This is a genomic window from Streptomyces massasporeus (assembly GCF_014648995.1).
GTDB classification, from domain to species: Bacteria; Actinomycetota; Actinomycetes; order Streptomycetales; family Streptomycetaceae; genus Streptomyces; species Streptomyces massasporeus.
Genome location: NZ_BMSE01000014.1, coordinates 170,725 through 196,339 on the forward strand (window position 1 = coordinate 170,725; position 25,615 = coordinate 196,339).

A 25,615-nucleotide genomic window follows, 5' to 3' on the forward strand; every position below is an offset into this window, starting at 1 on the left:
AGTGAGCTCCCGCATGCGTCGTCGCATCTCCATATCCGTGGCAGCCGCCACGATGTCCGTCACGCTCGCCGGCTGCGGCATGCTCAACGCGACGGGGAGCAGTGACGACGCGAGCCCGGCGAAGGGCAACGACATCACGGTGGGCCTGCTGCTGCCGGAGAAGGCGAACACGCGGTACGAGAACTTCGACTACCCGATCATCAAGCAGAAGGTCGAGTCGCTCACCAACGACAAGGGCCGCGTCGAGTACGCCAACGCCGAGGCGAGCGCGGACAAGCAGGCGGGCCAGCTGCAGCAGATGATCGACGACCGGGTCGACGTGATCCTGCTGGACGCCGTCGACGCGCAGGCCATCGCGAGCGGCGTGAAGAAGGCCAAGGAGGCCGGCATCCCGGTCATCGCCTACGACCGGCTGGCCGAGGGCCCGATCGACGCGTACATCTCCTTCGACAACGAGCTGGTCGGCGAGGTCCAGGGCCGCACCCTGCTGGAGGCCATCGGCGAGAAGGCGAGCCTCTCCGACAAGATCGTCATGATGAACGGCTCGTCGACGGACCCGAACGCCAAGCAGTTCAAGGCGGGCGCGATGTCCGAGCTGAACGGCAAGGTGACGATCGCCGAGTCCTTCGACACCAAGGACTGGAAGCCGGAGAACGCCGAGGCCAACATGGCCGACGCGATCCGGAAGATCGGCAAGGGCAACATCGCGGCGGTGTACTCCGCCAACGACGGCATGGCCGGCGGCATCGTCAAGGCGCTGGAGGCCGCGGGCGTGTCCGACCTGCCCCCGATCACCGGGCAGGACGCGGAGCTCCCCGCCGTGCAGCGGATCCTCAGCGGCGAGCAGTACATGAGCGTGTACAAGTCCTACCCGCAGGAGGCGGAGAACGCCGCGGAGATGGCCGTCGCCAAGGTCCAGGGCCGCGACATCCAGTTCGCCGCCCTCACCCGCGACAAGGTCGACAGCCCCACGGACAAGGGCATCCCGGCGCAGCTCGTGCCCGTGGTCGCGCTCACCAAGGAGAACATCAAGGACACGGTGGTCGCGGACGACATCTACAAGCTGTCGGACATCTGCACGGCCGAGTACAAGGCGGCGTGCCAGGCCGCCGGTCTGAAGTAGCCGCACCCCGAGCCGGGTTCACCCACCCCCGGCCGGCTGTCATGACGTGACGGGCCGAGGCTCGGAAATACCGGTGTGTACCGGTGGTTTCCGGTGCTCGTCGCGCGGGGAGCCGTGTTGCGGAGCACGTCCCGTCCGCGCATAGTTGCGCTGCGGCAGGACGGCGAAACCGGGGGTGGGATGGGCGATGGCCGGGCACGGGGCGGATGAGCATCCCCATGGTGCCGACCGACTGTGCGAGGTCGGGGATCGCGTGTATTCCCGGGCCGTACGGCGCGGCCGGGTGCCGCGCCGGGACGCGGAACCGGTGCCCTGTCTGCTGGAACTCGCCCTGCTGCACCCGGACCCCGATGACATGGACTGGCTGGTGCCGACCTCCCCGCAGGAGGTCATGACCCGGCTGCTGCGCGGGATGCACGACGAGGTCAGCGCGAGCCAGCGGCGGGTGGGCTCGGCCGTCGCGGCCGTCGAGTGGTACGCCGGTCTGGGCCGCCAGGTGCGGCCGGCCGCGTCGGGGGCGGAGGGCCCGGCGATCCGGGTCCTGGACGGACTCGCCCGGATCCAGGCCGCGATGGACGAGGCGACCCAGGCGTGCACCACCGAGGTGCTCACGGTCCAGCCCGGCGGCATCCGCCGCGAGGCGGAGCTCTCCGAGGGGCTGCACCGGGCGCTGGCGCTGCGCGGCCGGGGCGTGCGGATGCGGGACCTGTACACCCATGTCGCCCGGCACGGGCAGGGGTTGCTGACCTACCTGGAGCTGATGGGCGACGCGGTGGAGGCGCGCACGCTGGACGAGGTGATCGACCGGCTGATCCTCTTCGACCGCACGGTCGCCTTCATCCCCGCCAACTCCGACCGCACGATGGCCCTGGAGCTCCGGCACCCCGCGATCGTCGAATACCTCGTCACGGTCTTCGAACGCCTGTGGCGCCTCGCCATCCCCCTCACGGCCCCGCTCCCCGACACGGGCATCGAGGGCATCTCCCACCGGGAGCAGTCCATCGCCGCGCTGCTGGCGGAGGGGCACCAGGACGCGGTGATCGCGGAGCGGCTGGGGATCAGCGTGCGGACGTGCCGGGCGCACATCGCCCGGCTGTCGGAAACACTGGGCGCGGCGAGCCGCACACAACTGGGCGTACGCATCGCCCAGGCGGGCCTGGACGGGCCTCAGCACGCCACGACGTCCGTCAGCGTTCCTGGTCAAGAATCCCGGACTGCGCGATGAGATAGCCCAGTTGGGCACGGCTCCCGCTGCCCAGGGCCGATGCCAGCTTGGCGATATGGGCCCGGCAGGTGCGCACGTTCATGCCGAGTCGGCGGGCGATGGCCTCGTCGACATGGCCCTCGATCAGGAGCTTGGCGATGGAGTGCTGAATCTCCGTGATGCCGTCGCGGGCGGTCCCGTACGGTGTACCGGTGCTGAGCGGGACCGACCGGTCCCACAAATACTCGAACAGCTTGATGAGGTAGCGGACCAGGCCGGGGTGACGCAGCTCCAGGGCGACCTGCTGGTCGTCCCGGGCGGGGATGAAGGCGACGGACTCGTCACAGATGATCAGGCGCTCGACCAGCTCGTCGATGGTGCGGTATTCAGCCTTGCCGTCGGAGAGCTGGGCCGCGTACGCCAGCTGCTCGGGGTTGTAGTGGGCGGTGTGCTGGTAGAGGGTGCGGATCCTCACACCGCGTTCGATCAAGGGCCGGTCGCGCTCCAGCCCGCGCAGCAGGCTGCGCTCGGACATCCGGTCGCTCGGCTGGACGGTGAGCATCTCCGTCTGACACTGGACGGTGGCCATGTTGAGCGCGGCGTTGATTCGTTCGCCGCCTTCCAGCACAGTGATGGCGTCACTGGTCGCCGCCAGCTGGGTACCCAGTGCGAGGAACGGCTGAAAGGTCTCCGCGAGTCCCGTCGCCAGGCGCCGGCGATCGGCTATCTCCTGCTCCAGCGGGTTGAGCTGCCGGGACAGGGCGACCGCCGGGGGCACCGGACGGAGCCAGGTGGGGTCGTCCGGATCGGGGTGGAGCAGGGCGAACTCCATCAGGCACGGGGCGGGCTCCGCATCCACGCGGGCGATCCGTCCGGCACGCAGAGCGGTGGCATAAAGACGGCTACCCTCATCGCACCACTCGGTCATCGCGTGGGGATGTGCCGTCTTAGTCCGATTCGATGCCAAATTTCCACCCCCCAGGGTCCTGAACATGCAGGAACATGATGCATCGATTGTGTGGCCATGACGTGCCCGAATGAGCCATCGTCGTACCTGACGGGGGAAAAGGGGACCTTCAAGTGAGGACGAAGCCGACTATGCGTAACAGAATGCTTCGCTCGGTGCTTGTCGCCGCCTTCTCCGCCGTTGTAGCCCTCGGTGTGCTGAGTGGCTTCTCCGATGTGAAGGACGATGTTCGGGCGAACAGCAGCTGGCCGTCCGTTGCCGTGAACAGTGCCGGTGCCGCGGACAACAGCAGTTGGCCGAGCCCTGGGGCAGACGGAGCCGGGAGCTGACCGTGACCACTCCACCCGACGACCGCTCCTTCCGTCGTGAAATGGCCACCGCCTACCGCTCCGGCTGGCACTTCATCGACCTGGTCACCGCCATCCCCCACAGCGGTGACTCGTTGATGGTGACTGTTTTCGGCGAGCCGGTGGTCGTGACGCGGGACGACGACGAGGACGTACGGGCGTACCGGTGTCTGCGGCGGCCTCGGGGGGCGCCGCAGCCAGTGCGATGTGCCGTACGGTACGGAATGATCTTTGTGAACCTGGACCAACGGGACCACCAGCAGGTGGAGGCCGACTCTCCTGCCCCGAGGACCATCTCTGCCACCCCCCGCAGTGCCTGACGCGATTCCCCCGTCGTAACAGATCGCTCAGGTGCTTCCCCCCGCAGCGGCGTCACCGTGACCTGAACACGGTGACGCCGCTGCAGTTTTCGGGGACATTTCCGGGTATCGGCCCCCTCCCGTGGTGGCCGGATCCAGTCGATCACCGGTGTGGATATTCACTTCGCTCAACCTCGCCCCATCGCTCGCGTCAGGTGGATCTCGATCACCACGCGCGCCGGATTCGGCGAGGGCGTCCTGCCGTAGCGCTCCGCGTAGCGCCGCTCCGCCTCGGCGACCCGGTCCCGCTCCTCGTGGACGAAGGCCCGGCCCTCCAGCGTCGCCCAGCGGCGCCCCTCCAGCTGGCAGACGGCGACGGGCGCCCCCTCCTCGCCGGCGGCCCGCACGTACCGGACCTTCGCGCTCGCCCGGTTCGTGATCACCCGAGCCAGACGGGCCTCGGGATCGTATGTGACCCCGACGGGTACCAGATGCGGAGTGCCGTCCGGGCGGGGAGTCGTCAGGGTGCACAGGTGCCGCTCCCGCCAGAAGTCGAGATACGACGGGTCCGGAGCGCCGGGGTCCACGGAGTACTTGGTCGCCATGCCCCGGAACTTAGACCCCCGAGACTCCCGGAACCGTCCTTGAGTGCACTAGACTCAACTTTGTGCAAGCCGTTCGGGTCAGTGCAAGGAGGAGAACGCGAACGTGGACGCCGAGCTGACCAACCGGAGCCGGGACGCGATCAACGCTGCCAGCAACCGGGCCGTGACCGAGGGACACGCCGACCTCACCCCTGCCCATCTGCTGCTCGCGCTGCTCCAGGGACAGGACAACGAGAACATCACCGACCTGCTCGCCGCGGTCGACGCCGACCAGGCCGCCGTACGCTCCGGAGCCGAGCGCGTGCTCGCCGGGCTGCCGAGCGTGACCGGGTCGACCGTCGCGCCGCCCCAGCCCAACCGCGAGATGCTCGCCGTCGTCGCCGACGCGCAGGCCCGCGCCAAGGACCTGGGCGACGACTACCTCTCCACCGAGCACCTCCTCATCGCCCTCGCCGCGAAGGGCGGCGCGGCCGGCGAGGTGCTGTCCCGGCAGGGTGCCGACGCCAAGAAGCTCCAGGCCGCTTTCCAGAAGACGCGAGGGCAACGACGCGTGACCACGGCCGACCCCGAAGGGCAGTACAAGGCCCTGGAGAAGTTCGGGACCGACTTCACCGCCGCCGCGCGGGAGGGCAGGCTCGACCCCGTCATCGGGCGGGACCAGGAGATCCGGCGCGTCGTGCAGGTGCTGTCCCGCCGGACCAAGAACAACCCCGTGCTGATCGGCGAGCCCGGCGTCGGCAAGACCGCCGTCGTCGAGGGACTCGCGCAGCGGATCGTGAAGGGCGACGTGCCCGAGTCGCTGAAGGACAAGCGGCTCGTCGCGCTCGACCTGGGCGCGATGGTCGCGGGCGCCAAGTACCGGGGCGAGTTCGAGGAGCGGCTGAAGACCGTCCTCGCCGAGATCAAGGACTCCGACGGGCAGATCATCACCTTCATCGACGAGCTGCACACCGTCGTCGGGGCCGGCGCGGGCGGCGACTCCGCCATGGACGCCGGGAACATGCTGAAGCCCATGCTCGCCCGCGGCGAGCTGCGCATGGTCGGTGCCACGACCCTCGACGAGTACCGCGAGCGCATCGAGAAGGACCCCGCCCTGGAGCGGCGCTTCCAGCAGGTGCTGGTCGCCGAGCCGACCGTCGAGGATTCGATCGCGATCCTTCGCGGGCTCAAGGGCCGCTACGAGGCCCACCACAAGGTCCAGATCGCCGACAGCGCGCTCGTCGCCGCCGCGTCGCTCTCCGACCGGTACATCACCTCCCGCTTCCTGCCCGACAAGGCCATCGACCTCGTCGACGAGGCGGCCTCCCGGCTCCGCATGGAGATCGACTCCTCGCCCGTCGAGATCGACGAACTCCAGCGCGCCGTCGACCGGTTGAAGATGGAGGAGCTGGCGATCGGCAAGGAGACCGACGCCGCCTCCCGCGAGCGCCTGGAGAAGCTGCGCCGCGACCTCGCCGACAAGGAGGAGGAACTGCGCGGCCTCACCGCCCGCTGGGAGAAGGAGAAGCAGTCCCTCAACCGCGTCGGTGAACTGAAGGAACGCCTCGACGAGATCCGCGGCCAGGCCGAACGCGCCCAGCGCGACGGCGACTTCGACACCGCCTCCAAGCTCCTCTACGGCGAGATCCCCGCCCTGGAGAAGGAGTTGGAGGCCGCCTCCGAGGCCGAGGAGGAGGTCGCGAAGGACACCATGGTCAAGGAGGAGGTCGGCTCCGACGACATCGCCGACGTCGTCGCCTCCTGGACCGGCATCCCGGCCGGGCGCCTGCTGGAGGGCGAGACGCAGAAGCTGCTGCGCATGGAGGACGAGCTGGGCAAGCGGCTCATCGGCCAGACCGAGGCCGTGCGCGCGGTCTCCGACGCCGTACGCCGGTCCCGCGCCGGCATCGCCGACCCCGACCGCCCCACCGGCTCCTTCCTCTTCCTGGGCCCGACGGGCGTGGGCAAGACCGAGTTGGCCAAGGCCCTCGCCGACTTCCTCTTCGACGACGAGCGGGCGATGGTCCGCGTCGACATGTCGGAGTACAGCGAGAAGCACAGCGTGGCCCGGCTGGTCGGCGCGCCGCCCGGATATGTCGGCTACGAGGAGGGCGGCCAGCTCACGGAGGCCGTGCGCCGCCGCCCGTACTCCGTCGTCCTGCTGGACGAGGTGGAGAAGGCCCACCCGGAGGTCTTCGACATCCTGCTCCAGGTGCTGGACGACGGCCGGCTCACCGACGGGCAGGGGCGCACGGTCGACTTCCGCAACACGATCCTCGTGCTGACGTCGAACCTGGGCAGCCAGTACCTGGTCGACCCGGTCACCAGCGAGCAGGAGAAGAAGGAGCAGGTCCTGGAGGTGGTGCGGACCTCCTTCAAGCCGGAGTTCCTCAACCGCCTGGACGACCTGGTCGTCTTCGCCGCGCTGACCAAGCCCGAGCTGGAGCGCATCGCGAAGCTCCAGCTGGACCGCCTGGCCAAGCGGCTCGCCGAGCGGCGCCTCACCCTGGACATCACGCCCGAGGCCCTGGCCTGGCTCGCGGAGGAGGGCATGGACCCGGCGTACGGGGCCCGGCCGCTGCGGCGGCTCGTCCAGTCCGCCATCGGCGACCGGCTCGCCAAGGAGATCCTGTCCGGCGAGATCAAGGACGGCGACACGGTCCGGGTGGACCGCTTCGAGGACGGGCTGCTGGTGGGCCCGGCGACGGAGAAGACGCTGTAGGACGTCACATCAGGACGCCGTAGGACGTCACATCGTGAACGCCGAGAACCGCACCAGCGCGGTCTCGGCGTTCTCGTACTCCACCCTCACCTGGACGACATGCGCCTCCGCCGTGCCGGGCAGGCCGTTCTCGTGGGTCACGTCGAGGCAGAGCGCTCCGCAGGCGCCACCGCCCGTGCGCGGCTCGGGGCCGTTCGGGTACGTCTCGCGCAGCCAGTCGCGGACGTCCTCGCGCGGCATCCGCAGCACCGCCGAGTACGACGTGTCGATGCCCCGCTGCACGGTGCAGTCATGGGCGCGGGCGTTCGCGGGGCGCTCGGCGGCGCCGAAGGCCAGGGCCTCGGTGCAGGGGACGGTCGCCGCCGCGCCCGTACGTTTGCCGCCGCGGGCCTCGTCGTCGTCCGACCAGGCCCACAGGAACAGGCCGATGATCAGGACGCCGAGCACCACCACCGGCAGTGCCAGGAACGGCAGGATGATCCCCCACCGGGTATGGCCTCGCTCCGCTGCCTGCATATGCACCGTCCCCTCCGAAGGCTGCTCAGGAGGACGGCTGTGGGTACCCGGAGGTTGCAGTTGACCGGATCGTGTCAGCCCAGGGCTGACAGGGTCTGTCGGGGCTTGCCACCCCCCTCCCCGCATGGGGGAGGATGGCGGAATCCGTACGAAGGGAAATTCACGGTGACCATCGACCCGTCCTCGATTCCGAACTTCGGGGGCCAGCCCGAGCCGCAGCCCGGCGGCCCGGCCGGCCCCGTCGTCCCGGATCAGGACCTCGTGAAGCAGCTCCTCGACCAGATGGAGCTCAAGTACGTCGTCGACGACGAGGGAGACCTCGCGGCGCCGTGGGAGCAGTTCCGCACCTACTTCATGTTCCGGGGTGAGGGAGACCAGCAGGTCTTCTCCGTGCGGACGTTCTACGACCGGCCCCACGAGATCGAGGCCAAGCCGCAGATCCTGGAGTCGATCGACGACTGGAACCGCCGGACCCTGTGGCCCAAGGTCTACAGCCACACCCACGACGACGGCACGGTCCGCCTCATCGGCGAGGCCCAGATGCTGATCGGCATGGGCGTCAGCCTGGAGCACTTCGTCTCCTCGACGGTCAGCTGGGTGCGCGCCGCGATCGAGTTCGACAAGTGGCTCATCGAGCAGCTCGGTATTGAAGAGGAGATCAACGAAGCGGAGAAGCCCGAGGACGAGGAGTAGATCCTCAGCCGGCCCCGCAGCGGCGCGTCGGCGCGTACGAGCACGTACGCGCTGTACGCGCCGTACGCCTTTTCGGGCGCCGCTGCCTCCCCTCGGGCGCCGCTGCCTCCCCTCCCTCCCCGAGGGGGCGGATCAGACCTCAAGACGCAGCTCCGCCCATACCGTCTTGCCCACCGGGCTGCGAGGCGTCGACCCCCAGCGCTCGGCCAGGACGCCCACCAGGAGCAGCCCCCGGCCGGACTCGCCATCGGGAGACGACGAGGGCGCGGCCGTGGGCAGCCGCTTCGCGGAGGCGGCGTCCGCGACCTCCACACGCAGCACGCCCGCGGCCCGGTCCAGGACGAGCCGGAGACCGAATTCCCGGCCGGGAACCCGACCGTGCTGTACGGCGTTCGCCGCGAGTTCGCCGACGACGAGGGCGACCCCGCAGGAAACGTCCGACGCCGGCGGGTGGCCCCGTTCCCCCATCCACCGGACGGCGTGACGCCGGGCGAGCTGCGCACCGCGCGGGGTGGAGGGGAACTGCAGCGTGAGCGACTGGAGTTCACGCTGCGGCATGTCTCCCGGGGTGGCGGTTTCTGTCAGCACGGCCTGTCCGTCCCTTTCCGTCGGCTCGACGCGCTCCGCTGCGCACACGAGTCATCACGTTCCGTGCTCAAGAGTCGGCCGATCGTCCTACGCTCGACAGGGGGCACAGCCTTACTTGTGAGGCCGTAAGGAACGGAAGTGATGCCTTGGCCAACGGAATTGACCCCAGTGCGTCGATGGCCGCACTGTTCGGTGCGCGGGTGCGCAGGCTCCGGACGGCGGCGGGGCTGACCCAGGCCGAGCTGGGCGACCGGACGCATGTCGTGAGCACGCGGATCACGCAGATCGAGCGGGCGTCCGGAGCGAAGCCGACGCTGGAGCTGGCGCGTGCGCTGGATGTGGTGCTCGGGGCGGACAACCTCCTGGTCGAGCTGTGGCCGTACGTGTACCGGGAGGCGTTTCCGGACTGGTCGCGGAAGTTCATGGAGTACGCGGAGCGGGCGGTGGTCATCAGGCAGTACGCGGCCCATGTGGTTCCGGGCTTGTTGCAGACGGAGGAGTACGCGCGGGCGGTGCTTGGCCTCGATGCTCTGCTGGACGGTGAAGAGCAGTTGGAGGAGCGGGTCTCAGCCCGCATGGGGCGGCAGGAACGGCTCGGTTCACCCGACCGGCCAGAACTGTGCGTGATCCTTGACGAGGCGGTGCTGAGACGCCCGATCGGTGGTCATGCCGTGATGCGAAAACAGTTGGCACGACTGCTCGGCGCTGCCGAGAGCCGCCACACCACTCTGCAGGTGCTGCCGTTCGACCAAGGCGGGCACGAGGCCATGGGCGGCTCGCTGACAATCCTGTTCCTGCCCGACGGCTCGGAAGTGGCCTACACGGAGGGTTCGGACTACGGCCAACTCATCGAAGAACCGGTCAACGTCAGTCGCTACAAGGTGATTTACGATCGGCTGCGGGCGGCAGCCCTGCCCCCGGTCATGTCGCTCGACATGGTCCGGTCCGCGATGGAGGGCAACTACCGTGGCGCGAATCTCCCGTCCCGATCTGACCGACGCCGCTTGGCGCAAGAGCAGCTACAGCAATCAAGCGGGGGGCGACTGCGTGGAGGTGGCCGACGGGTTCCGAGGGGCCGTCGTCCCGGTCCGTGACAGCAAGGCCCCGCAGGGCCCCGCGCTGTGCTTCGAAGCCGCCTCCTGGGCCGCCTTCATAGGTGAGTTGAAGGCCGGGCACCACCGTCCCTGAAGCGGCTTCCGGACGCACCGGGCCCTTGTCCGCGAGGGTCCGGTAGGCCACTGACCTCCTGAAAGAACCGGGGAAAGAACTACCCGCCCACCCACCCTCCCCGCGCCGGAAGGCGGGCGTCACCCGTCCGAGTGACCGGCTTGCAGGGGCGGGTAGCGGGCCGTTACGTTCGCCGCGACAACCGCAAACAAACAGATACGGCCCCCGGCCGGGACGGCAATCCCGAACGAGGGCCTGACCGATCAGGAAGTAGTGCCTTCCCGATGGCTGACCCGCAGTGTAACGCGCGCCTGCGCGCCGACGCCGGAGCTCCGACTACCGGCGTGATCCACGTACGCACCCGCCTCACGGCCGACTTCACGGTGATCTCCAACGCCCTCGCCCAGCGGCGCGGCAGCGCGGTCACGATCGGCGTCGCGGCGTACATCGCCTCCCTGCCCGACGGCTGCCCCGTGACCATCACCGCCCTGTGCGAGCACTTCAGCGAGGGCGAGATCCTCATCTCGCGAGCGCTCAGGGAACTCGAATCGGCCGGATTCCTGGAACGCCGCCGCGAACGGACGCCCACCGGGCAGGTGCGTACCCGGACGTACTTCTACGACGTACCGCGCGGCCAGGGCCCGGGCGACCCGCCCGAGCCGCCGAAGCCCCGGCCAAGGAGGAGGCCCACCGTCCCGGAAACCCGACGGGAGGCGGCGCCCGCTCCCGCTCCTGAGGAGCCCGGCAGCCCGGCGCCCGCACTCGCCGACGCCGACGCCGAGGCGGTCGCCGTACTGACCGCCCTGCGCCGGGTCGACCCCCGCCTGGTCCTGTCCGCGCAGGAGGTCGCCCGCCTGGCGCCGGCCGTCGCCGAGTGGCTGGCGGCCGGTGTCGGGCCGCGGGAGATCACGGAGCTGCTGACCGTACGGCTCCCCGACCGTTTCCGGGCCCGCCCGGCAAGCGTCCTGGCCTTCCGCCTCCGGGAAACCCCGCTGCCGGTGCCACCCCGCGCGCCGCTCTCACCGGACGTCGGCCGCCCGGTCGTGCTGCCCTTCCAGACCTGCGACGGCTGCGAGCGTGCCTTCCGCGCCCCGGGGCCCGGACACTGCCGGACCTGCCGGGACCGGCTGAGCGAGCAGCACCTGTGTGCGGCCGGCTGAGGCGACCCGGGCGAAGCCTGCGCCGCGACCGGTCGATCAGGGGGCGAGGTCCAGGACGCGCACCGGCTGCCCCTTCCACGTATGCGCCCTGGTGGTCGCGATCACCGCGCCATCCGGCCGCTCCGGGCTGGGCTGGGCGGCGTAGAGGGTGTGCGCGTCGGACCAGGTGGTCGCGCGGGCCACCGCCAGTGCGGCGGGCAGGTCCAGATCGACGATTGTGATGCAGGGCAGGGCGGCAATGTGCTCCGCGGTACCCGGTCGGTCACGATCGGCCTCGACCAGAGAACACACCGTGGCGTACAGGAACCAGCCCGGCTCGGCGTGAGCGCGATGGATCAGCCGGGACACCAGGACGTTGCCCCGTCCAGCGGCGACCATCGCACTTTCGTCGAGGAAGACATGCACATCACGGGTCACGCGGCATCCGCCTCAGCCAGGCGGCGGTCCAGTTCGGCGTCCAGCTCGTCCTGCTCGTGCTCGCTGGGGGCGTAGCCGTTCCACTCTCGCAGCACGGCCCGTGCCTTCTCCGCGCGCTCGTTCCGCTCCGTCGGGGTGAGCAGGGTCTCGGCGAGCCGGGCCAGGTAGGCACGGAGAGACAGTCCTTCCTCGGCAGCTATCTCGGCGAGCCGGTCGCGAGCCTCGGCGGGGATACGGATGTTGGCGTCCGACATGATGCTGGCTCCCTTGACTCCCCAGTACGGGTACGTACCCGTACCCGTCATGTCACTCTAGCGTCCCCGTCGCCCGGAACGCCGCCCCGAGCCGCTTCGCCGCCTCCTCCAGCACCCCCGTCCGCTTGCAGAACGCGAACCGTACGAACGGGGCGCCCTCCTCGCGGTGGTCGTAGAAGACCGCGTTGGGGATGGCGACGACCCCGGCGCGCTCCGGCAGGCCGCGGCAGAAGGCGAAGCCGTCGCCCTCTTGAGACAGCACAGCGCCGAGGGGGCGGATGTCGGTGGTGATGAAGTAGGTGCCCGAGGGGCGGAAGACCCGGAACCCGGCCTCCGCCAGGCCTGCCGCCAGCAGGTCCCGCTTGGCCAGCATGTCGGCACGGAAGTCCGTGAAGTACGACTCGGGCAGTGAGAGGGCCTCGGCGACGGCGTACTGGAACGGGCCCGCCGAGACGTACGTCAGGTACTGCTTCGCCGAGCGCACCGCCGTGACCAGCTCCGGGGCCCCCGTCACCCAGCCGACCTTCCAGCCGGTGAACGAGAACGTCTTGCCGCTGCTGGAGATGGTCACCGTACGCTCGCGCATCCCCGGGAACGTCGCCAGCGGCACGTGCTCGGCGTCGTCGAAGACCAGGTGCTCGTACACCTCGTCCGTCACCACCAGCAGGTCGCGCTCCACCGCCAGCTCGGCGATCGCGGCGAGCTCCTCGCGCGTGAGGACCGTGCCGGTCGGGTTGTGCGGGGTGTTGATCAGCAGGAGCCGGGTGCGGTCGGTGACGGCGTCGCGCAGCTCGTCGAGGTCGAGGCGGAAACGGCCCTCGTCCTCGTGCGCCCGCAGGGTGACCGGCACCCGGCGCCCGCCGGCCATCGCGATGCACGCCGCGTAGGAGTCGTAGTACGGCTCGAAGGCGATCACCTCGTCGCCGGGTTCCACCAGGGCCAGCAGGGCGGCGGCGATGGCCTCCGTGGCACCGGCGGTGACCAGGACCTCCGTGTCGGGGTCGTAGCCCAGGCCGTAGCGGCGCTGCTGGTGGGCGGTGATCGCGGTGCGCAGCTCGGGCACGCCGGGGCCGGGCGGGTACTGGTTGCCGCGGCCGTCCCGCAGGGCCCGTACGGCGGCCTCCCTGATCTCCTCGGGGCCGTCGGTGTCGGGGAAGCCCTGCCCGAGGTTGATGGCGCCGGTGCTCAGAGCCAGGGCGGACATCTCGGCGAAGATCGTCGTCCCGAACTCGGCGAGCCGGCGGTTCAGGAGGGGGCGCGCGCTGGAGGTCATGCCGGTCATCCTGCGCCGAAGCTCTGGAGTTCCTCAACTCTGTGTTGGGCCGGGAGCGGGGAGGGCATCACCGCCTCACGCAAGAGCGAGGCGCCCACGGGGGGCCGCTTCGGGGGAAACGAAAGGAGGGTGACGCCATGATCATCGGCATCATCCTGGCGGTGTTCGCGGTTCTGCTCATCGGGCTGCTGGTGCCCCTGGCTCGCAGGGGCGGGTCCCGTTCCCGCCGGACGGCGCGGCGTGGAGCGTGGGCGTCCTCCGGCTCGAGCAGCAGCCACAACAGCTGGTGGGCCGGCGGGGGAGACTCCGGCGGCGGACACAGCGGGGGACACTCCTGCAGCAGCGGCTCGTCCTGCAGCAGCGGCTCGTCCTGCGGAGGCGGGTCGTCCTGCGGGGGCGGCGGCGGCGGTGGCTGCGGCGGCGGAGGCAGCTGACTGCCGCCGACCGACGTCGGCGTTCTGATGAAACGGTCGGCCGTCCTCACCACGGGGAGCCGTATCCACCCAAGCGCGGGGTCCGCACCTGAGGGCGGGCTCCGCGTCGTCATGTCCGGGGCTTCCCGGACGGATCACCGGCCGAACTCCTGTCGGGCGACTCCGGGGGGATCCTGGTAACGCTTCCTGTCTGTAGGACAACTCCCGTCCGCCCTGGCGCGGCTCAGGCAACTGCCCGCGCCAAACCGCCCTTCCGGGGATCGGGCGCGATTCCGCACTCCCGTCCGTCCCGGCTCCGGTCGTGAGCCACGGCGCACCGGCGCACGCCTCCCCGATACCGGCGCACGCCGTAGTTGAACAGTTGAGCTGTGGAGCCCTCTGAGGGATGGAAACCTTACGAACTTGGGTAAAAACGCTGTGGCGGCGCCACCGTTCATGATTCCCTCTTAGCCACCGACGCAGCCCTCCCCGGACGTCCTGCGGACACCTTCCTGAAACCGGCCGACCGGGTTGCCTCGGGCCGACATCCCCCGGTGTGACCGGGGCGCAGCGGACCCATCTCCCTCTCCTTTTTGTGTGCTTGCGGAGCCGATCCATGCTCACGACCCTGAACACCTCCTACACCGACACCCGCGCGGCCGATCTCGCATGGGCCCTGGGGCGCGAGCCGCTTCCCGCACTGGCCGCACTCGACCTCGAACTGGCGGACGTCAAACTGCAGTTGCGACTCCTCGGCGCGTCCCACCAGGTCCTGCTGGAGGAGGAGCGGGGCATCTGCTCGGAGACGGTGGCGTGCATCGCGGGCAGCAGCACTCCGCTTCCGCTCGGCGTCGCCAAGCGGGTGGACGACTGGGAGTACGAGTTCGCGGCCCGGGTCGAAGTCCTCTCGCCCGGCTCCTTCGCGGGCCGTGCACAGGAGTTGCTGGCCCTCGTCTCCGACCATCCGCACGGCCTCGTCGGCGTCTTCCCCGGCAGCCCGTACGCCTTCACGGCCCTGCTCGCGCAGCATCACGAGGGGCAGGTGCACTGGCGGACCTGGCACGCCTACCCGCAGGACGGGCAGTTGGTGGCGACCCGCACGAAGGTGGGCGTACGCGTACCGGCGGCGGTCTACGCCAACTGACCCTCGCTGACTGATGTCCGGCCCGCCGAACCGTATGTGGTGAACCGAATCTCGTACCAGTGTCCGGCTCCGGTAAACCAGCACCACACGTGTGGGTGACGAACCGCAGTCGAGGCGTGACGTAACGTCGCAGCGTGATCGAGCCGCACGCGCCCGCCCCGCCCCGTTCCCCGGCGCCCTGGAGCGCCCCGGGCGGCCCCGACGGCCCGGCGCGACTGCCCGTCCGGCCCGGCACCGGACGGTTCTTCGTCCTCGCCGGCGCGTTCGTCTGCGCGGCCTGCGGACTCGTGTACGAACTGGAACTCGTCGCGCTCGCCTCGTACTTGATGGGCGACTCCGTCACACAGGCGTCCGTGGTGCTGTCCGTGATGGTCTTCGCGATGGGCATCGGCTCCCTCGCCGCGAAGCGGTTGCGCCGGCTCGCCGCGGCCGGTTTCGGCGCCGTCGAGGCCACCCTCGCGCTCGTCGGCGGGTGCAGCGCGATGGCCCTGTACGCCGTGTTCGCCTGGACCGGCGACTGGGGCGGGATGTGGGCCAGCGGGCCGCGCTGCATGCTGGTCGTCTTCTCCCTCGCCATCGGACTGCTCATCGGCGCCGAGGTCCCGCTGCTGATGGAACTGATCCAGCGCATCCGACGCCAGGACGCGGGCGGCGCGGTGGCCGACCTGTTCGCCGCCGACTACGTAGGAGCCCTCGTCGGCGGCCTCGCCTTCCCCTTCCTGCTGCTGCCGTTCCTCGGGCAGTTGACCGGCACGCTGCTCACCGGCGCGGTCAACACGGTCGTCGGCGGGGCGCTGGTGCTCGGCCTGTTCCGGCGGGACCTCACCCGCCGGGCCCGCTGGCTGCTGCTGATCGGCAACGGCCTCGTCCTCGCCGTCCTCGCCTCCGCCGCCGTCCTCGTCGACGACTTCGAACGGGCCGCGCGGCAGGCGATGTACGGCGAGGACGTCCGCGTGGCGCTCCAGACCGGTGTGAAGGAGGTGGTCCTCGCCGGCGGTACGGACGGCCGGCCCCTCGACATCTACTTCGACGGCCGGCTGCGGGTCAGCGGGCGCGACGAACCGCGCGTCCACGAGGCCCTCGTCCACCCGGCCATGACCGGACCGCACGCACGTGTGCTGATCCTCGGCGGCGGCGACGGCCTCGCGGTGCGCGAGGTGCTGCGGCACTCCGGAGTGGACCGGGTCGACGTCGTCGAACTCGACGCGGAGGTGGTCCGGCTGGCCCGCACCGACCCGGCCCTGTCCGCGCTCAACGAGCACGCCTTCGGCGACCCGCGCGTACGGGTCACGACCGCGGACGCCTTCGGCTGGCTGCGCGGGGCGAACCCGGCGACGTACGACGTGGTCGTCTCGGACCTGCCGGACCCGGGCATCACGGCGAGTACGAAGCTGTACTCGCAGGAGTTCTACGGCCTCGCCCGGCGGGTGCTGGCCCCCGGCGGCCGGCTCGTGGTGCATGCCGGGCCGGTCGCGGCCGGGCCCCGGGTGTACTGGACGGTCGAGGCGACCGTGCGCGCGGCCGGTCTGCGCACCGCCCCGTACGGCACGGGGAGCCGTCGCACCGGTTCCGCCGCCGGGCCCGGCCACACCGCCGCCGAACGCTCCCGGGCGCCCCGGGACTGGGGTTTCGTGCTGGCCGCCCGCACGGACCCGCGCCCGCGGCTCGACCCGGACGGTCCGCGGCCCGGCGTCCTCACGGAGGCGTCCCTGGCCGCGGGGGAACGGGCGGCGCGCAGGACGCGGATCGCGGGCCTGCCCGCGTCGACGCTGGTGCATCCGCGGTACTGACGGGTGCATCCGCGGTGCTGAGGGGCCGGGGCCTGTCGGACGGGCCCGGAGGATACGCCTGGTGGGGGTGGATCGGGGGTGAATCCCCCGGGCGGGGGTGCGTTTCGGGCTGTGCTGGGTAGAGTCCGTCGACATGGAGCACGAGGTGTTCGTTCCGGTTCCGGCCGAGCGGCTCAGGGAGGTGCTGGACGACCCCGCGCGGGTCGCCCGGGCCGTCCCCGGGCTCCAGCAGGACGCCGGCGCCGAACCGGTCGCCGGACGGCTGAAGATCCGGGTCGGCAGCCACTCCATCACCTACCGGGGTGCCGTACGGGTCTCCCGGCGGGGCGACGACGCGTACGCCGTCGAGGGTGAGGCGGAGGAGTCGCGGGGCAGCGGCTCGGTCGAGCTCAGCCTGCGGATCGCCCTGCGCGCGGCGGAGGACGGCTGCACCGTCGTCTACGACGGCACGGCCTCCGCGGACGGACGGATCAAGGACCTCCCGGCGGACGCGGTGGAGAGTGCCGTCACCCGGCTGCTGAACCGTTTCGCGGAGCACCTCGCCGCGGCGGCCACGGGCGCGGACGACGAGGCGCCGACGCCACCGCCCCCGGCCCCGTCCGGCCAGGGCACGGGCGCGGAGGCCGAGGAGAAGGCCCCCGCCGATCCCGGTCTCACCGAGGAACCCCCGGCCGCACCCGAGCGCCCCTCCGTCTTCGGCGCCGACGTCCCGCCCTCCTCCCTCGGACCCGAGGACGGGGAGGACCAGGAGGACGAGGAGGACATCGCCGAGGCGGCGCACGCGCGGCGGACCATGATCGGGCGTAGTGCCGAGGAGGTCGACCACGCGCCGCCGCGCGGCCGGTACGCCCCCGTGCCCGCGCCGCAGACCGTGACGGCCCCGGCCCCGCTGCGCTGGGCGGCCCCCGCGGCGGCGCTCGCGGTGGCCTCGGCCATCGTGGCGGTGCGGGCCCTGCGCCGACGCCGCTGAGCCACACCGCGTGCGGACCGGGCGGAGATGGCGAGATGGCCGAACCACCCCGCAACCGGCGAGGCCCTCTTGATCACCGCAGTAGGGTCGACCCGTGAGTGACGAAGACATCACGCTGACCGCGGGTGACGCGGAGGTGACCGTGCAGCCGGGCAACGGCGGCCGGGTCGGAGGGCTGCGGATCGGCGGCGTCGAACTGCTCCGCCAGGGCGAGCGGTTCGGGTGCTTCCCGATGGTGCCGTGGTGCGGCCGGATCCGGGACGGACGGTTCCTGGACGGCGCCGAAGTGCGGCAGATGCCGCTGAACGCCCCGCCGCACGCCATCCACGGCACCGTCCGCGACCACGCCTGGCGCACCGCCCGCACGAGCACGGACGAGGCCGTCCTCACGTACGAGCTCGTCGACCCCTGGCCCCACCCGGGCGTCGTCACCCAGATCGTCGCCCTCACCGAGGACGCGCTGACGCTGACCATGTCCGTCGAGACGTACGAGTCGTCCTTCCCGGCGCAGATCGGCTGGCACCCCTGGTTCAACCGGAACCTCGGCGGCGAGGACGTGGCCCTGGACTTCGCCGCCGCCTGGCAGGAGGAGCGCGGCGAGGACCACCTGCCCACCGGCAACCGCCTCGACCCGAAGCCCGGCCCCTGGGACGACTGCTTCGGCATGCCCGGCGGCGTCGAGGCCACCCTGACCTGGCCCGGTCAGCTGGAGCTGAAGGTGACCAGCCGCGAGGAGTGGGTCGTCGTCTACGACGAGCAGCGGGAGGCCGTGTGCGTGGAACCGCAGACCGGCCCGCCCAACGGGCTCAACACCCTGCCGCGCCTGGTCACACCCCTGGAGCCGCTGGAGGCCACCACGACCTGGCGTTGGCGGCGGCTCTAAGCTGGGCGCCATGACGGACACACGCGGCGCGCTGCTGCAGCAGATCAAGGACAAGGCCGTGGTGCACGGCAAGGTGACCCTGTCGTCGGGTCTCGAGGCCGACTACTACGTCGACCTCCGGCGCATCACGCTCGACGGCGAGGCCGCCCCGCTGGTCGGCCAGGTGCTGCTGGACCTGACCGCCGAGCTGGACTTCGACGCCGTCGGCGGCCTGACCATGGGCGCCGACCCGGTCGCCGCCGCCATGCTGCACGCGGCCGCCGCGCGCGGGAAGCGCCTGGACGCCTTCGTCGTGCGCAAGGCCGCCAAGGCGCACGGCCTGCAGCGGCGCGTCGAGGGCCCGGACATCGTCGGCCGCCGCGTGCTGGTCGTCGAGGACACCTCCACCACCGGCGGCTCCCCGCTCGCCGCCGTCGAGGCCGTGCGCGAGGCCGGGGCCGAGGTCGTCGCCGTCGCGACCATCGTCGACCGGGCGACCGGCGCCGCCGAGAAGATCCAGGAGGGCGCCGGGGTGCCGTACCTCTTCGCCTTCTCCAAGGACGAGCTGGGCCTCGACTGACCGGGGACTGACCAGGGCGTGGACGGTGGCCTGGACCTTCCGGCCAAGTCTGGAAAGATGGGGCCGACGATGACGTCGCACCCCAAGGTCTAGGTCAGGGCCGTTAGACACAGCAGTACGTCAACCCGCAGATACAAGGAGCGGACGCATGCCCATCGCAACTCCCGAGGTCTACAACGAGATGCTGGACCGGGCGAAGGCAGGAAAGTTCGCCTACCCGGCCATCAACGTGACCTCCACCCAGACCCTGCACGCGGCCCTGCGCGGTTTCGCTGAGGCGGAGAGCGACGGCATCGTCCAGATCTCCACGGGTGGCGCCGAGTTCCTGGGCGGTCAGTACAGCAAGGACATGGTGACCGGCGCGGTCGCCCTGGCCGAGTTCGCGCACATCGTCGCCGAGAAGTATCCGGTGAACATCGCGCTGCACACCGACCACTGCCCCAAGGACAAGCTCGACGGGTACGTACGTCCGCTCCTGGCGCTCTCCCAGAAGCGCGTCGAGGCCGGTCTGAACCCGCTGTTCCAGTCGCACATGTGGGACGGCTCCGCCGAGACCCTCGCCGACAACCTCTCCATCGCGCAGGAGCTGCTGGAGCAGGCCCGCGCCGCGAAGATCATCCTCGAGGTGGAGATCACCCCGACCGGTGGCGAGGAGGACGGCGTCACCCACGAGATCAACGACTCCCTCTACACCACGGTCGACGACGCGATCCGCACCGCCGAGGCCCTCGGCCTCGGTGAGAAGGGCCGCTACCTGCTCGCCGCGTCCTTCGGCAACGTGCACGGCGTGTACAAGCCGGGCAACGTCGTCCTGCGCCCCGAGCTGCTGAAGGAGCTGAACGAGGGCGTCGCCGCCAAGTTCGGCAAGGGCTCCCCCTTCGACTTCGTCTTCCACGGCGGCTCCGGCTCCACCGAGCAGGAGATCCGCACCGCGCTGGAGAACGGCGTCGTGAAGATGAACATCGACACCGACACCCAGTACGCGTTCACGCGCCCCGTCGCGGACCACATGTTCCGCAACTACGACGGCGTCCTGAAGGTCGACGGCGAGGTCGGCAACAAGAAGACCTACGACCCGCGCACCTGGGGCAAGCTGGCCGAGGCCTCCATGTCCGCGCGCGTCGTCGAGGCCTGCGGCAACCTGCGCTCGACCGGCACGAAGATCAAGTAAGTCCCCTTCGCGCCGGTTCCGGCCGGTTCGCTTCGGTACGTATCCGGCTCGCACCGGGTCGCATCCGGTTCGCTCGCGTGGAGCCCGGCACCTCCTGAGGTGCCGGGCTCTTCCGTATGCTCCCTGCATGCCCGATGTCCGGTTGGCCTCCCCGCAGGGCAAGTGGATCCTGCTCACCACCGTCCTCGGCTCCAGCATGGCCATGCTGGACTCGACCGTCGTCAACGTCGCCCTGCCGCGCATCGGCCGCGACCTCGACGCGAACCTGTCCGCCCTGCAGTGGACGGTCAACGCCTACATGGTCACGCTGGCCGGGCTGATCCTGCTGGGCGGGGCGCTCGGGGACCGGTTCGGGCGGCGCAAGGTGTTCGTCGTCGGCGTGGTGTGGTTCGCGCTGGCGTCGCTGTTGTGCGGCATCGCGCCGAACGCGGGCGTGCTGATCGCCGCGCGGGCACTGCAGGGGGTCGGCGGCGCGCTCCTGACCCCCGGGTCACTGGCGCTGATCCAGGCGTCCTTCCACCCCGACGACCGGGGGCGGGCCGTGGGCCTGTGGTCCGGGTTCGGCGGGATCGGGGCGGCGGTCGGGCCGTTCGTCGGCGGCTGGCTGGTGGACGGGCCGGGCTGGCGGTGGGTGTTCCTGCTGAACGTGCCCCTGGCCCTGGTGTGCGTGCCGGTGGCGCTGCGGCACGTCCCCGAGTCGGGGGACCAGCAGGCGCACGGGCGGTTCGACGTGCTCGGGGCCGTGCTGGGGGCGCTGGCCCTCGCGCTGGTGACGTACGCGCTGATCGAGGCCGGTGGGGGCGGCGCGGTGGTGGTGGTCTCGGCGGTGGCCGGGCTGGCCGCGGCCGTCGCGTTCGTGGTGGTCGAGCGGCGCCGGCCCGATCCGATGATGCCGCTGGACATCTTCGCGTCCCGGCAGTTCACGGCCGTCAACCTCGTCACGCTGTGCGTGTACGCGGCCCTCGGCGGGTTCTTCTTCCTCGCCGCGCTCCAGCTCCAGGTGGTCGTGGGCTACTCGGCCCTCGCCGCCGGTACGGCCCTGCTGCCGACGACCGTGCTGATGCTGCTGCTGTCGGCGCGCTCCGGGGAGCTGGCCGGCCGGATCGGGCCGCGGATCCCGCTGACGGTGGGGCCGCTGCTGTGTGCGGCCGGGATGCTGATGATGCTGCGGGTCGGACCGGACGCGTCCTACGTCGCCGATGTGCTGCCGGCGCTGGTGGTGCTCGGGCTGGGCCTGGTCACGCTGGTGGCGCCGCTGACGGCGACGGTGCTGGGCTCGGTGAGCGTGGTGCGGGCGGGGCTGGCCAGCGGCATCAACAACGCGGCGGCCCGAGCGGCGGGTCTGATCGCGGTGGCGGCGCTGCCGCTGCTGACGGGGATGGGGGAGGAGGCGTACCGGGAGCCGGCCGCCTTCGACACGGCGTTCGACAAGGCGATGGGCTGGTGCGCGGGGGCCCTGGTGGTGGGGGCGGTGATCGCGGCCGCGGTGGTGCGCAGGCCGCCGCCGGACTGCAAGCGGCCGGAGTGCCTGCGGCACGGCGGTGTGACGGCACCGCCGCTGGAGGGGGAGCCGGTGCGGAAGCGGTTGGGGTAGAGGGCCGGGGTGCTGCTGCCGGGCGCCAGGTGCAGGGCGCTGGGTGCCGGGTGCACAGGGGCCGGGTGCCGGGTGCAGGGGCAGGGTGCAGGTGCTCAGGCCGAGGCCGGGCGGGACCGGTGCCCACGGCCGAGCGGGATGGCGCAGACTTGGGGCATGTCCATTCACGAGAACCTTCTCGGGGGCCCGCCCCCGACCCACCTCCCCGACGACCCCGGGCCGCGGGACATGCTCGCCTCGGGTGCCGCGCCCGCCGAGGTCGCCGGTGCGCACCCCACCTCCTCGCTCGCCTGGGCGCAGCTCGCCGACGAGGCCTTCGAGCGGGGCGCCGCCGTGGAGTCGTACGCGTACGCGCGCACCGGCTACCACCGCGGTCTGGACGCGCTGCGCCGCAGCGGCTGGAAGGGCCACGGCCCGGTGCCGTGGGAGCACGAGCCGAACCGCGGCTTCCTGCGCGCCCTGCACGCCCTCGCCCGCGCCGCGCAGGCGATCGGCGAGCAGGAGGAGTACGAGCGCTGCTCCCAGTTCCTGAAGGACTCCTCGCCGACGGCGGCGCAGGTCCTGGGCTGACACACGGTCCGTGCACGCAAGGCCCGCCCCCGAAAGGCGGGCCTTGCGGTTTCGGGGGACGATTGCGCAAGATGCCCTCGGGGACCGGGGCCCCCGTGTCGGATTCGGCAGGGGCGGACCGCTACCCGGAGTTATACGCAGGAGACAGCGATGTCCCACGAGGCTCACGAGCCCGAGACCCCGCATCTCGACTTCCACGGCACGACGCCGTACGAGGACTACGTCAAGGCAGACGTACTCACCCACCTCCAGCACACCCTCTCCGACGATCCCGGAGAGATGGTCTTCCTGGTCACGACCCAGGTGATGGAGCTGTGGTTCACCGTCATCGTCCACGAGTGGGAGACGGCCGCGGGCGCGCTCCGGGGTGACGACATCCCGACCGCCATCCACGCGCTCAAGAGGTCCGTCCGCGAACTGGAGGCGCTCAACCACTCCTGGAAGCCGCTCGCCCAGCTCACGCCGGCCCAGTTCAACTCGTACCGCAGCGCCCTCGGCGAGGGATCCGGCTTCCAGTCGGCGATGTACCGGCGCATGGAGTTCCTGCTCGGCGACAAGTCCGCGTCCATGCTCGTCCCGCACCGGGGCGCTCCGCGCGTGCACGCCGAGCTGGAGAAGGCGCTGCACGAGCCGAGCCTGTACGACGAGGTCGTGCGGCTGCTGGCGCGGCGCGGGCACGACATCCCGGAGGCGGTGCTGCGGCGCGACGTCTCGCGGCGCTACGAGCCGTCGCCGGAGGTGGAGGCGGCCTGGACGGCCGTCTACTCGGGCGACGAGAGCGACGAGGTCGCCCGGCTGGGCGAGGCGCTGAGCGATGTCGCCGAGCTGGTGTGGCGCTGGCGCAACGACCATTTGGTCGCCACCCGCCGTGCGATGGGCGCCAAGACCGGCACGGGCGGCTCCGCCGGGGTGGCCTGGCTGGAGAAGCGCGCGCAGAAGAACGTGTTCCCCGAGCTGTGGACGGCGCGGTCCTATGTCTGACCTGGCCATCGTGGCGGAGAAGCTGGACGCCGTCGACGAACTGGGCGGCAAGCGCGAGGAGTTCGCCCTCGACGACGTTGTCTACCTCGACGGCAACTCGCTGGGCGCGCTGCCCGCCGTGGTGCCCGGCCGGGTGGAGGACGTCGTACGCCGCCAGTGGGGCGAGCTGCGCATCCGGTCCTGGGAGGAGAGCGGCTGGTGGACGGCGCCCGAGCGGATCGGCGACCGGATCGCCCCGCTGGTCGGGGCGGCGCCCGGGCAGATCGTCGTGGGCGACTCCACCAGCGTCAACGTCTTCAAGGCGCTCGTGGGCGCGGTGCGGATGGCCGGGGAGGGCCGTGACGAACTCCTCGTCGACGCGACGACCTTCCCCACCGACGGGTACATCGCCGAGTCCGCCGCCCGCATGACCGGCTGCACCCTGCGGCCCGTGGCCCCGGCGGACGTGCCGGGCGCGCTGGGCGAGCGCACCGCCGCCGTCCTCCTCAACCACGTCGACTACCGCACCGGCCGGCTGCACGACCTGCCCGGTCTGACGGCCGCCGTGCGCGGGGCGGGCGCGGTCGCCGTCTGGGACCTGTGCCACAGCGCGGGCGCGCTGCCGGTCGGACTGGACGAGCACGGCGTGGACCTCGCGGTCGGCTGCACCTACAAGTACCTGAACGGCGGGCCCGGTTCACCCGCGTACCTGTATGTGCGGCGGGAGCTGCAGGACCGTTTCGACTCGCCGCTGCCCGGGTGGAACTCGCACGCCGAGCCCTTCGGGATGCGCACCGGCTACGAACCCGCCCCCGGCGCCCTGCGCGGCCGGGTCGGCACGCCCGACATCCTCTCCATGCTCGCCCTGGAGGCGGCCCTGGAGGTCTGGGACGGGGTGTCGGTCGAGGCGGTGCGGGCCAAGTCCCTCGCGCTGACGGACTTCTTCCTTCAGTGCGTGACGGCGTACGTGCCCGAGGGCCGGGTCGCGTGCGTGACGCCGGTGGCGCACGAGGAGCGGGGCAGCCAGATCGCCCTGCGCTGCGACGACGCCGGCGACGTGATGAAACGGCTGATCGAGCGGGGCGTGGTCGGCGACTTCCGGGCGCCGGACGTGCTGCGCTTCGGCTTCACGCCGCTGTACGTCGGGTTCGCCGACGTGGAGCGGGCCGCGCGGGTGCTGGCGCGGACGCTGGCCTGAGCGGCGGCGGGGCCGGGACGCCCCGGTGGTGTCCCGGCCCCGCGGTGCCCGTCCGGTCTTCACCGAGGGTGACATCCGCATGTCCGCGCATGTCACGCGCCTGGTACCGTCCCGGCCAACGGCTGAGACCCTCAACTGGGCGGCCGCGTACGGTTCATCGCTGGAAGGTTGGAGCATGACGGACGACGTCGCAGCAGCACGGGCCGCTGCCGAGGAGAAGTCGGCTTTCTCCCACGCGCCCGTCGACCCCGACGCCACCGCGGCCTACGGCGACCACCCCGACCAGGTGATCGACTTCTTCGCCCCGCGCCGGGCCGGCGGCCCCGGGCCCGCGCCGGTCGTCTTCGTCCTGCACGGCGGTGCCTGGCGGGCCCCCTACGACCGGCGCCACATCAGCCCCTTCGCGGACTTCCTCGCCCGCCGCGGGTTCGCCGTGGCCAGTGCCGAGTACCGGCGCGGCGGCGCCGACGACACCGTCGCCGGCCGCTGGCCCGAGACCTTCGACGACATCGCCGCGGCGCTGGACGCCCTCCCGGCGCTGGTACGGGAGGTGCTGCCGCAGGCCGACCCGCGCCGTACGGTCCTCACCGGCCACTCGGCGGGCGGGCATCTCGCGCTGTGGGGTGCCGCCCGGCACGTCCTGCCGGCCGACTCGCCCTGGCGGGGCGGCAGCCCGGCGACGCTGCGCGGCGTCGTCGCCCTCGCCCCGATCGCCGACCTCGCGATCGCCGACAAGCTGGACGTGTGCGGGGGCGCCGCGCGTCAACTTCTGGGCGGGGACGAGAACTTCGCGGAGCGCCAGCCGTACGCGGACCCGGCGCTGCTGCTGCCCACCGGCATCGCCACCACTCTCGTCCAGGGCCGCACGGACGTCGATGTGCCGCAGGCCGTCGCCGAGTCGTACGCGGAGGCGGCGGCGAAGGCCGGGGAGATGGTGGGGGTGACGCTGCTGGAGGACGTGGGGCACTTCCCGCTCATCGACCCGGCGGCGGACGCGTGCGCGGTGGTCGTGGAGGAGATCGCGCAGCTGGCCTGGTGAGCACCGCGGC

Annotated in this window: 27 protein-coding genes; 20 read left to right on the plus strand and 7 right to left on the minus strand. The window is 71.5% G+C overall.

Annotation, left to right across the window (positions count from 1 at the left end; genetic code table 11):
• Positions 1–13: 13 nt before the first annotated feature.
• Both IE153_RS27685 and IE153_RS27690 read left to right on the plus strand, forming a co-directional pair.
• Positions 14–1,123, plus strand: coding sequence for a sugar ABC transporter substrate-binding protein (locus tag IE153_RS27685; RefSeq protein ID WP_392657178.1), 1,110 nt, complete (start codon positions 14–16; stop codon positions 1,121–1,123).
• Positions 1,124–1,310: 187 nt separating this feature from the next.
• On the plus strand, positions 1,311–2,348 hold the full coding sequence (locus IE153_RS27690) for a helix-turn-helix transcriptional regulator (protein ID WP_189592508.1): 1,038 nt from the start codon (positions 1,311–1,313) through the stop codon (positions 2,346–2,348).
• On the opposite strand, the gene IE153_RS27695 is transcribed toward IE153_RS27690, so the two are convergent.
• Entirely contained in the window at positions 2,311–3,321 is a 1,011-nt protein-coding gene (locus tag IE153_RS27695; RefSeq protein WP_185012250.1) for a helix-turn-helix domain-containing protein, read from the minus strand. The two genes, IE153_RS27690 and IE153_RS27695, sit on opposite strands and share 38 nt — an antisense overlap.
• A 304-nt stretch (positions 3,322–3,625) precedes the next feature.
• Between IE153_RS27695 and IE153_RS27700 the strand changes: the two genes are divergently transcribed.
• Complete coding sequence (locus tag IE153_RS27700; protein WP_030846386.1) at positions 3,626–3,961, plus strand: Rieske (2Fe-2S) protein; 336 nt, start codon at positions 3,626–3,628, stop codon at positions 3,959–3,961.
• 167 nt (positions 3,962–4,128) lie between these two features.
• Here IE153_RS27700 and IE153_RS27705 read toward each other — a convergent pair whose 3' ends face one another.
• Positions 4,129–4,545 carry a pyridoxamine 5'-phosphate oxidase family protein gene (locus IE153_RS27705; protein WP_189592509.1) on the minus strand — a complete coding sequence of 139 codons (417 nt, stop codon included), beginning with the start codon at positions 4,543–4,545 and terminating at the stop codon, positions 4,129–4,131.
• 103 nt (positions 4,546–4,648) lie between these two features.
• Between IE153_RS27705 and clpB the strand changes: the two genes are divergently transcribed.
• Complete coding sequence (clpB, locus tag IE153_RS27710; RefSeq protein ID WP_189592510.1) at positions 4,649–7,246, plus strand: ATP-dependent chaperone ClpB; 2,598 nt, start codon at positions 4,649–4,651, stop codon at positions 7,244–7,246.
• A 27-nt stretch (positions 7,247–7,273) separates the two neighbouring features.
• On the opposite strand, the gene IE153_RS27715 is transcribed toward clpB, so the two are convergent.
• Positions 7,274–7,762, minus strand: coding sequence for a hypothetical protein (locus IE153_RS27715; protein ID WP_189592511.1), 489 nt, complete (start codon positions 7,760–7,762; stop codon positions 7,274–7,276).
• A gap of 165 nt (positions 7,763–7,927) precedes the next feature.
• On the opposite strand from IE153_RS27715, the gene IE153_RS27720 reads away from it, so the two are divergent.
• Positions 7,928–8,455 (plus strand): YbjN domain-containing protein, encoded by a 528-nt coding sequence (locus tag IE153_RS27720; protein WP_189592512.1) that lies wholly within the window; start codon positions 7,928–7,930, stop codon positions 8,453–8,455.
• Positions 8,456–8,587: 132 nt separating this feature from the next.
• On the opposite strand, the gene IE153_RS27725 is transcribed toward IE153_RS27720, so the two are convergent.
• Positions 8,588–9,043, minus strand: a complete 456-nt coding sequence (locus IE153_RS27725) for an ATP-binding protein (protein ID WP_438817938.1) — start codon at positions 9,041–9,043, stop codon at positions 8,588–8,590.
• A gap of 176 nt (positions 9,044–9,219) precedes the next feature.
• Here IE153_RS27725 and IE153_RS27730 point away from each other — a divergent pair, with 176 nt between their 5' ends.
• The 3 genes from IE153_RS27730 (at position 9,220) to IE153_RS27735 (ending at position 11,370) form a co-directional block, all read left to right on the plus strand.
• A complete protein-coding gene (locus IE153_RS27730; RefSeq protein WP_189592513.1) occupies positions 9,220–10,137 on the plus strand; it encodes a helix-turn-helix domain-containing protein in 918 nt (305 codons plus the stop codon).
• The gene (locus tag IE153_RS41815) at positions 10,097–10,231 is read left to right on the plus strand and encodes a DUF397 domain-containing protein (RefSeq protein WP_229829200.1); all 135 of its coding nucleotides are present in this window, start codon (positions 10,097–10,099) and stop codon (positions 10,229–10,231) included. The genes IE153_RS27730 and IE153_RS41815 overlap by 41 nt, the downstream gene beginning before the upstream one ends.
• A gap of 263 nt (positions 10,232–10,494) precedes the next feature.
• Positions 10,495–11,370: a hypothetical protein gene (locus tag IE153_RS27735; RefSeq protein WP_189592514.1), complete on the plus strand. Its 876-nt coding sequence runs from the start codon at positions 10,495–10,497 to the stop codon at positions 11,368–11,370.
• 36 nt (positions 11,371–11,406) lie between these two features.
• Here the strand turns inward: IE153_RS27735 and IE153_RS27740 are convergent, their stop codons facing one another.
• The 3 genes from IE153_RS27740 to IE153_RS27750 are packed head-to-tail and all read right to left on the minus strand — an operon-like array spanning position 11,407 to position 13,323.
• Positions 11,407–11,748, minus strand: coding sequence for a PIN domain-containing protein (locus IE153_RS27740; RefSeq protein ID WP_435811821.1), 342 nt, complete (start codon positions 11,746–11,748; stop codon positions 11,407–11,409).
• Positions 11,749–11,783: 35 nt separating this feature from the next.
• Positions 11,784–12,041, minus strand: a complete 258-nt coding sequence (locus tag IE153_RS27745; RefSeq protein WP_184909554.1) for a hypothetical protein — start codon at positions 12,039–12,041, stop codon at positions 11,784–11,786.
• Between the two features lie 52 nt (positions 12,042–12,093).
• Positions 12,094–13,323, minus strand: a complete 1,230-nt coding sequence (locus IE153_RS27750) for a pyridoxal phosphate-dependent aminotransferase (RefSeq protein WP_189592516.1) — start codon at positions 13,321–13,323, stop codon at positions 12,094–12,096.
• A 128-nt stretch (positions 13,324–13,451) separates the two neighbouring features.
• On the opposite strand from IE153_RS27750, the gene IE153_RS27755 reads away from it, so the two are divergent.
• The 12 genes from IE153_RS27755 (at position 13,452) to IE153_RS27810 (ending at position 25,605) form a co-directional block, all read left to right on the plus strand.
• Positions 13,452–13,748 carry a hypothetical protein gene (locus tag IE153_RS27755; protein ID WP_189592517.1) on the plus strand — a complete coding sequence of 99 codons (297 nt, stop codon included), beginning with the start codon at positions 13,452–13,454 and terminating at the stop codon, positions 13,746–13,748.
• A 595-nt stretch (positions 13,749–14,343) separates the two neighbouring features.
• Positions 14,344–14,871: a DUF2617 family protein gene (locus IE153_RS27760; RefSeq protein ID WP_189592518.1), complete on the plus strand. Its 528-nt coding sequence runs from the start codon at positions 14,344–14,346 to the stop codon at positions 14,869–14,871.
• Between the two features lie 134 nt (positions 14,872–15,005).
• Entirely contained in the window at positions 15,006–16,661 is a 1,656-nt protein-coding gene (locus IE153_RS27765) for a polyamine aminopropyltransferase (RefSeq protein WP_189592519.1), read from the plus strand.
• Between the two features lie 133 nt (positions 16,662–16,794).
• Positions 16,795–17,631 (plus strand): SRPBCC domain-containing protein, encoded by an 837-nt coding sequence (locus tag IE153_RS27770; protein WP_189592520.1) that lies wholly within the window; start codon positions 16,795–16,797, stop codon positions 17,629–17,631.
• Positions 17,632–17,725: 94 nt separating this feature from the next.
• A complete protein-coding gene (locus IE153_RS27775; protein ID WP_189592521.1) occupies positions 17,726–18,514 on the plus strand; it encodes an aldose epimerase family protein in 789 nt (262 codons plus the stop codon).
• 10 nt (positions 18,515–18,524) lie between these two features.
• Entirely contained in the window at positions 18,525–19,073 is a 549-nt protein-coding gene (gene pyrE, locus IE153_RS27780; protein WP_189592522.1) for an orotate phosphoribosyltransferase, read from the plus strand.
• A 148-nt stretch (positions 19,074–19,221) separates the two neighbouring features.
• The gene (gene fbaA, locus IE153_RS27785) at positions 19,222–20,244 is read left to right on the plus strand and encodes a class II fructose-bisphosphate aldolase (protein ID WP_030846331.1); all 1,023 of its coding nucleotides are present in this window, start codon (positions 19,222–19,224) and stop codon (positions 20,242–20,244) included.
• 127 nt (positions 20,245–20,371) lie between these two features.
• Complete coding sequence (locus IE153_RS27790; protein WP_189592523.1) at positions 20,372–21,838, plus strand: MFS transporter; 1,467 nt, start codon at positions 20,372–20,374, stop codon at positions 21,836–21,838.
• 156 nt (positions 21,839–21,994) lie between these two features.
• The gene (locus IE153_RS27795) at positions 21,995–22,408 is read left to right on the plus strand and encodes a DUF3151 domain-containing protein (protein ID WP_097218406.1); all 414 of its coding nucleotides are present in this window, start codon (positions 21,995–21,997) and stop codon (positions 22,406–22,408) included.
• Between the two features lie 150 nt (positions 22,409–22,558).
• Positions 22,559–23,389 (plus strand): tryptophan 2,3-dioxygenase family protein, encoded by an 831-nt coding sequence (locus tag IE153_RS27800; RefSeq protein ID WP_189592524.1) that lies wholly within the window; start codon positions 22,559–22,561, stop codon positions 23,387–23,389.
• Positions 23,382–24,566 carry a kynureninase gene (gene kynU / locus IE153_RS27805; protein WP_189592525.1) on the plus strand — a complete coding sequence of 395 codons (1,185 nt, stop codon included), beginning with the start codon at positions 23,382–23,384 and terminating at the stop codon, positions 24,564–24,566. Before IE153_RS27800 ends, kynU begins: the two co-directional genes overlap by 8 nt.
• Before the next feature lie 175 nt (positions 24,567–24,741).
• Positions 24,742–25,605, plus strand: coding sequence for an alpha/beta hydrolase (locus IE153_RS27810; protein ID WP_189592526.1), 864 nt, complete (start codon positions 24,742–24,744; stop codon positions 25,603–25,605).
• Positions 25,606–25,615 lie beyond the last annotated feature (10 nt).

Excerpts from the sequence above, each read along its gene's own strand:
- IE153_RS27760 (WP_189592518.1), top strand. The coding sequence starts at position 14,344 with ATGCTCACGACCCTGAACACCTCCTACACCGACACCCGCGCGGCCGAT.
- IE153_RS27810 (WP_189592526.1), top strand. The coding sequence starts at position 24,742 with ATGACGGACGACGTCGCAGCAGCACGGGCCGCTGCCGAGGAGAAGTCG.
- IE153_RS27755 (WP_189592517.1), top strand. The coding sequence starts at position 13,452 with ATGATCATCGGCATCATCCTGGCGGTGTTCGCGGTTCTGCTCATCGGG.
- IE153_RS27750 (WP_189592516.1), bottom strand. The coding sequence starts at position 13,323 with ATGACCGGCATGACCTCCAGCGCGCGCCCCCTCCTGAACCGCCGGCTC.
- IE153_RS27705 (WP_189592509.1), bottom strand. The coding sequence starts at position 4,545 with ATGGCGACCAAGTACTCCGTGGACCCCGGCGCTCCGGACCCGTCGTAT.
- IE153_RS27800 (WP_189592524.1), top strand. The coding sequence starts at position 22,559 with ATGTCCCACGAGGCTCACGAGCCCGAGACCCCGCATCTCGACTTCCAC.
- IE153_RS27715 (WP_189592511.1), bottom strand. The coding sequence starts at position 7,762 with ATGCAGGCAGCGGAGCGAGGCCATACCCGGTGGGGGATCATCCTGCCG.
- IE153_RS27690 (WP_189592508.1), top strand. The coding sequence starts at position 1,311 with ATGGCCGGGCACGGGGCGGATGAGCATCCCCATGGTGCCGACCGACTG.
- IE153_RS27745 (WP_184909554.1), bottom strand. The coding sequence starts at position 12,041 with ATGTCGGACGCCAACATCCGTATCCCCGCCGAGGCTCGCGACCGGCTC.
- IE153_RS27790 (WP_189592523.1), top strand. The coding sequence starts at position 20,372 with ATGCCCGATGTCCGGTTGGCCTCCCCGCAGGGCAAGTGGATCCTGCTC.
- IE153_RS27685 (WP_392657178.1), top strand. The coding sequence starts at position 14 with ATGCGTCGTCGCATCTCCATATCCGTGGCAGCCGCCACGATGTCCGTC.
- IE153_RS27770 (WP_189592520.1), top strand. The coding sequence starts at position 16,795 with ATGGAGCACGAGGTGTTCGTTCCGGTTCCGGCCGAGCGGCTCAGGGAG.
- kynU (WP_189592525.1), top strand. The coding sequence starts at position 23,382 with ATGTCTGACCTGGCCATCGTGGCGGAGAAGCTGGACGCCGTCGACGAA.
- pyrE (WP_189592522.1), top strand. The coding sequence starts at position 18,525 with ATGACGGACACACGCGGCGCGCTGCTGCAGCAGATCAAGGACAAGGCC.
- fbaA (WP_030846331.1), top strand. The coding sequence starts at position 19,222 with ATGCCCATCGCAACTCCCGAGGTCTACAACGAGATGCTGGACCGGGCG.
- IE153_RS27695 (WP_185012250.1), bottom strand. The coding sequence starts at position 3,321 with ATGTTCAGGACCCTGGGGGGTGGAAATTTGGCATCGAATCGGACTAAG.
- IE153_RS27795 (WP_097218406.1), top strand. The coding sequence starts at position 21,995 with ATGTCCATTCACGAGAACCTTCTCGGGGGCCCGCCCCCGACCCACCTC.
- IE153_RS27735 (WP_189592514.1), top strand. The coding sequence starts at position 10,495 with ATGGCTGACCCGCAGTGTAACGCGCGCCTGCGCGCCGACGCCGGAGCT.
- IE153_RS27730 (WP_189592513.1), top strand. The coding sequence starts at position 9,220 with ATGGCCGCACTGTTCGGTGCGCGGGTGCGCAGGCTCCGGACGGCGGCG.
- IE153_RS27740 (WP_435811821.1), bottom strand. The coding sequence starts at position 11,748 with ATGGTCGCCGCTGGACGGGGCAACGTCCTGGTGTCCCGGCTGATCCAT.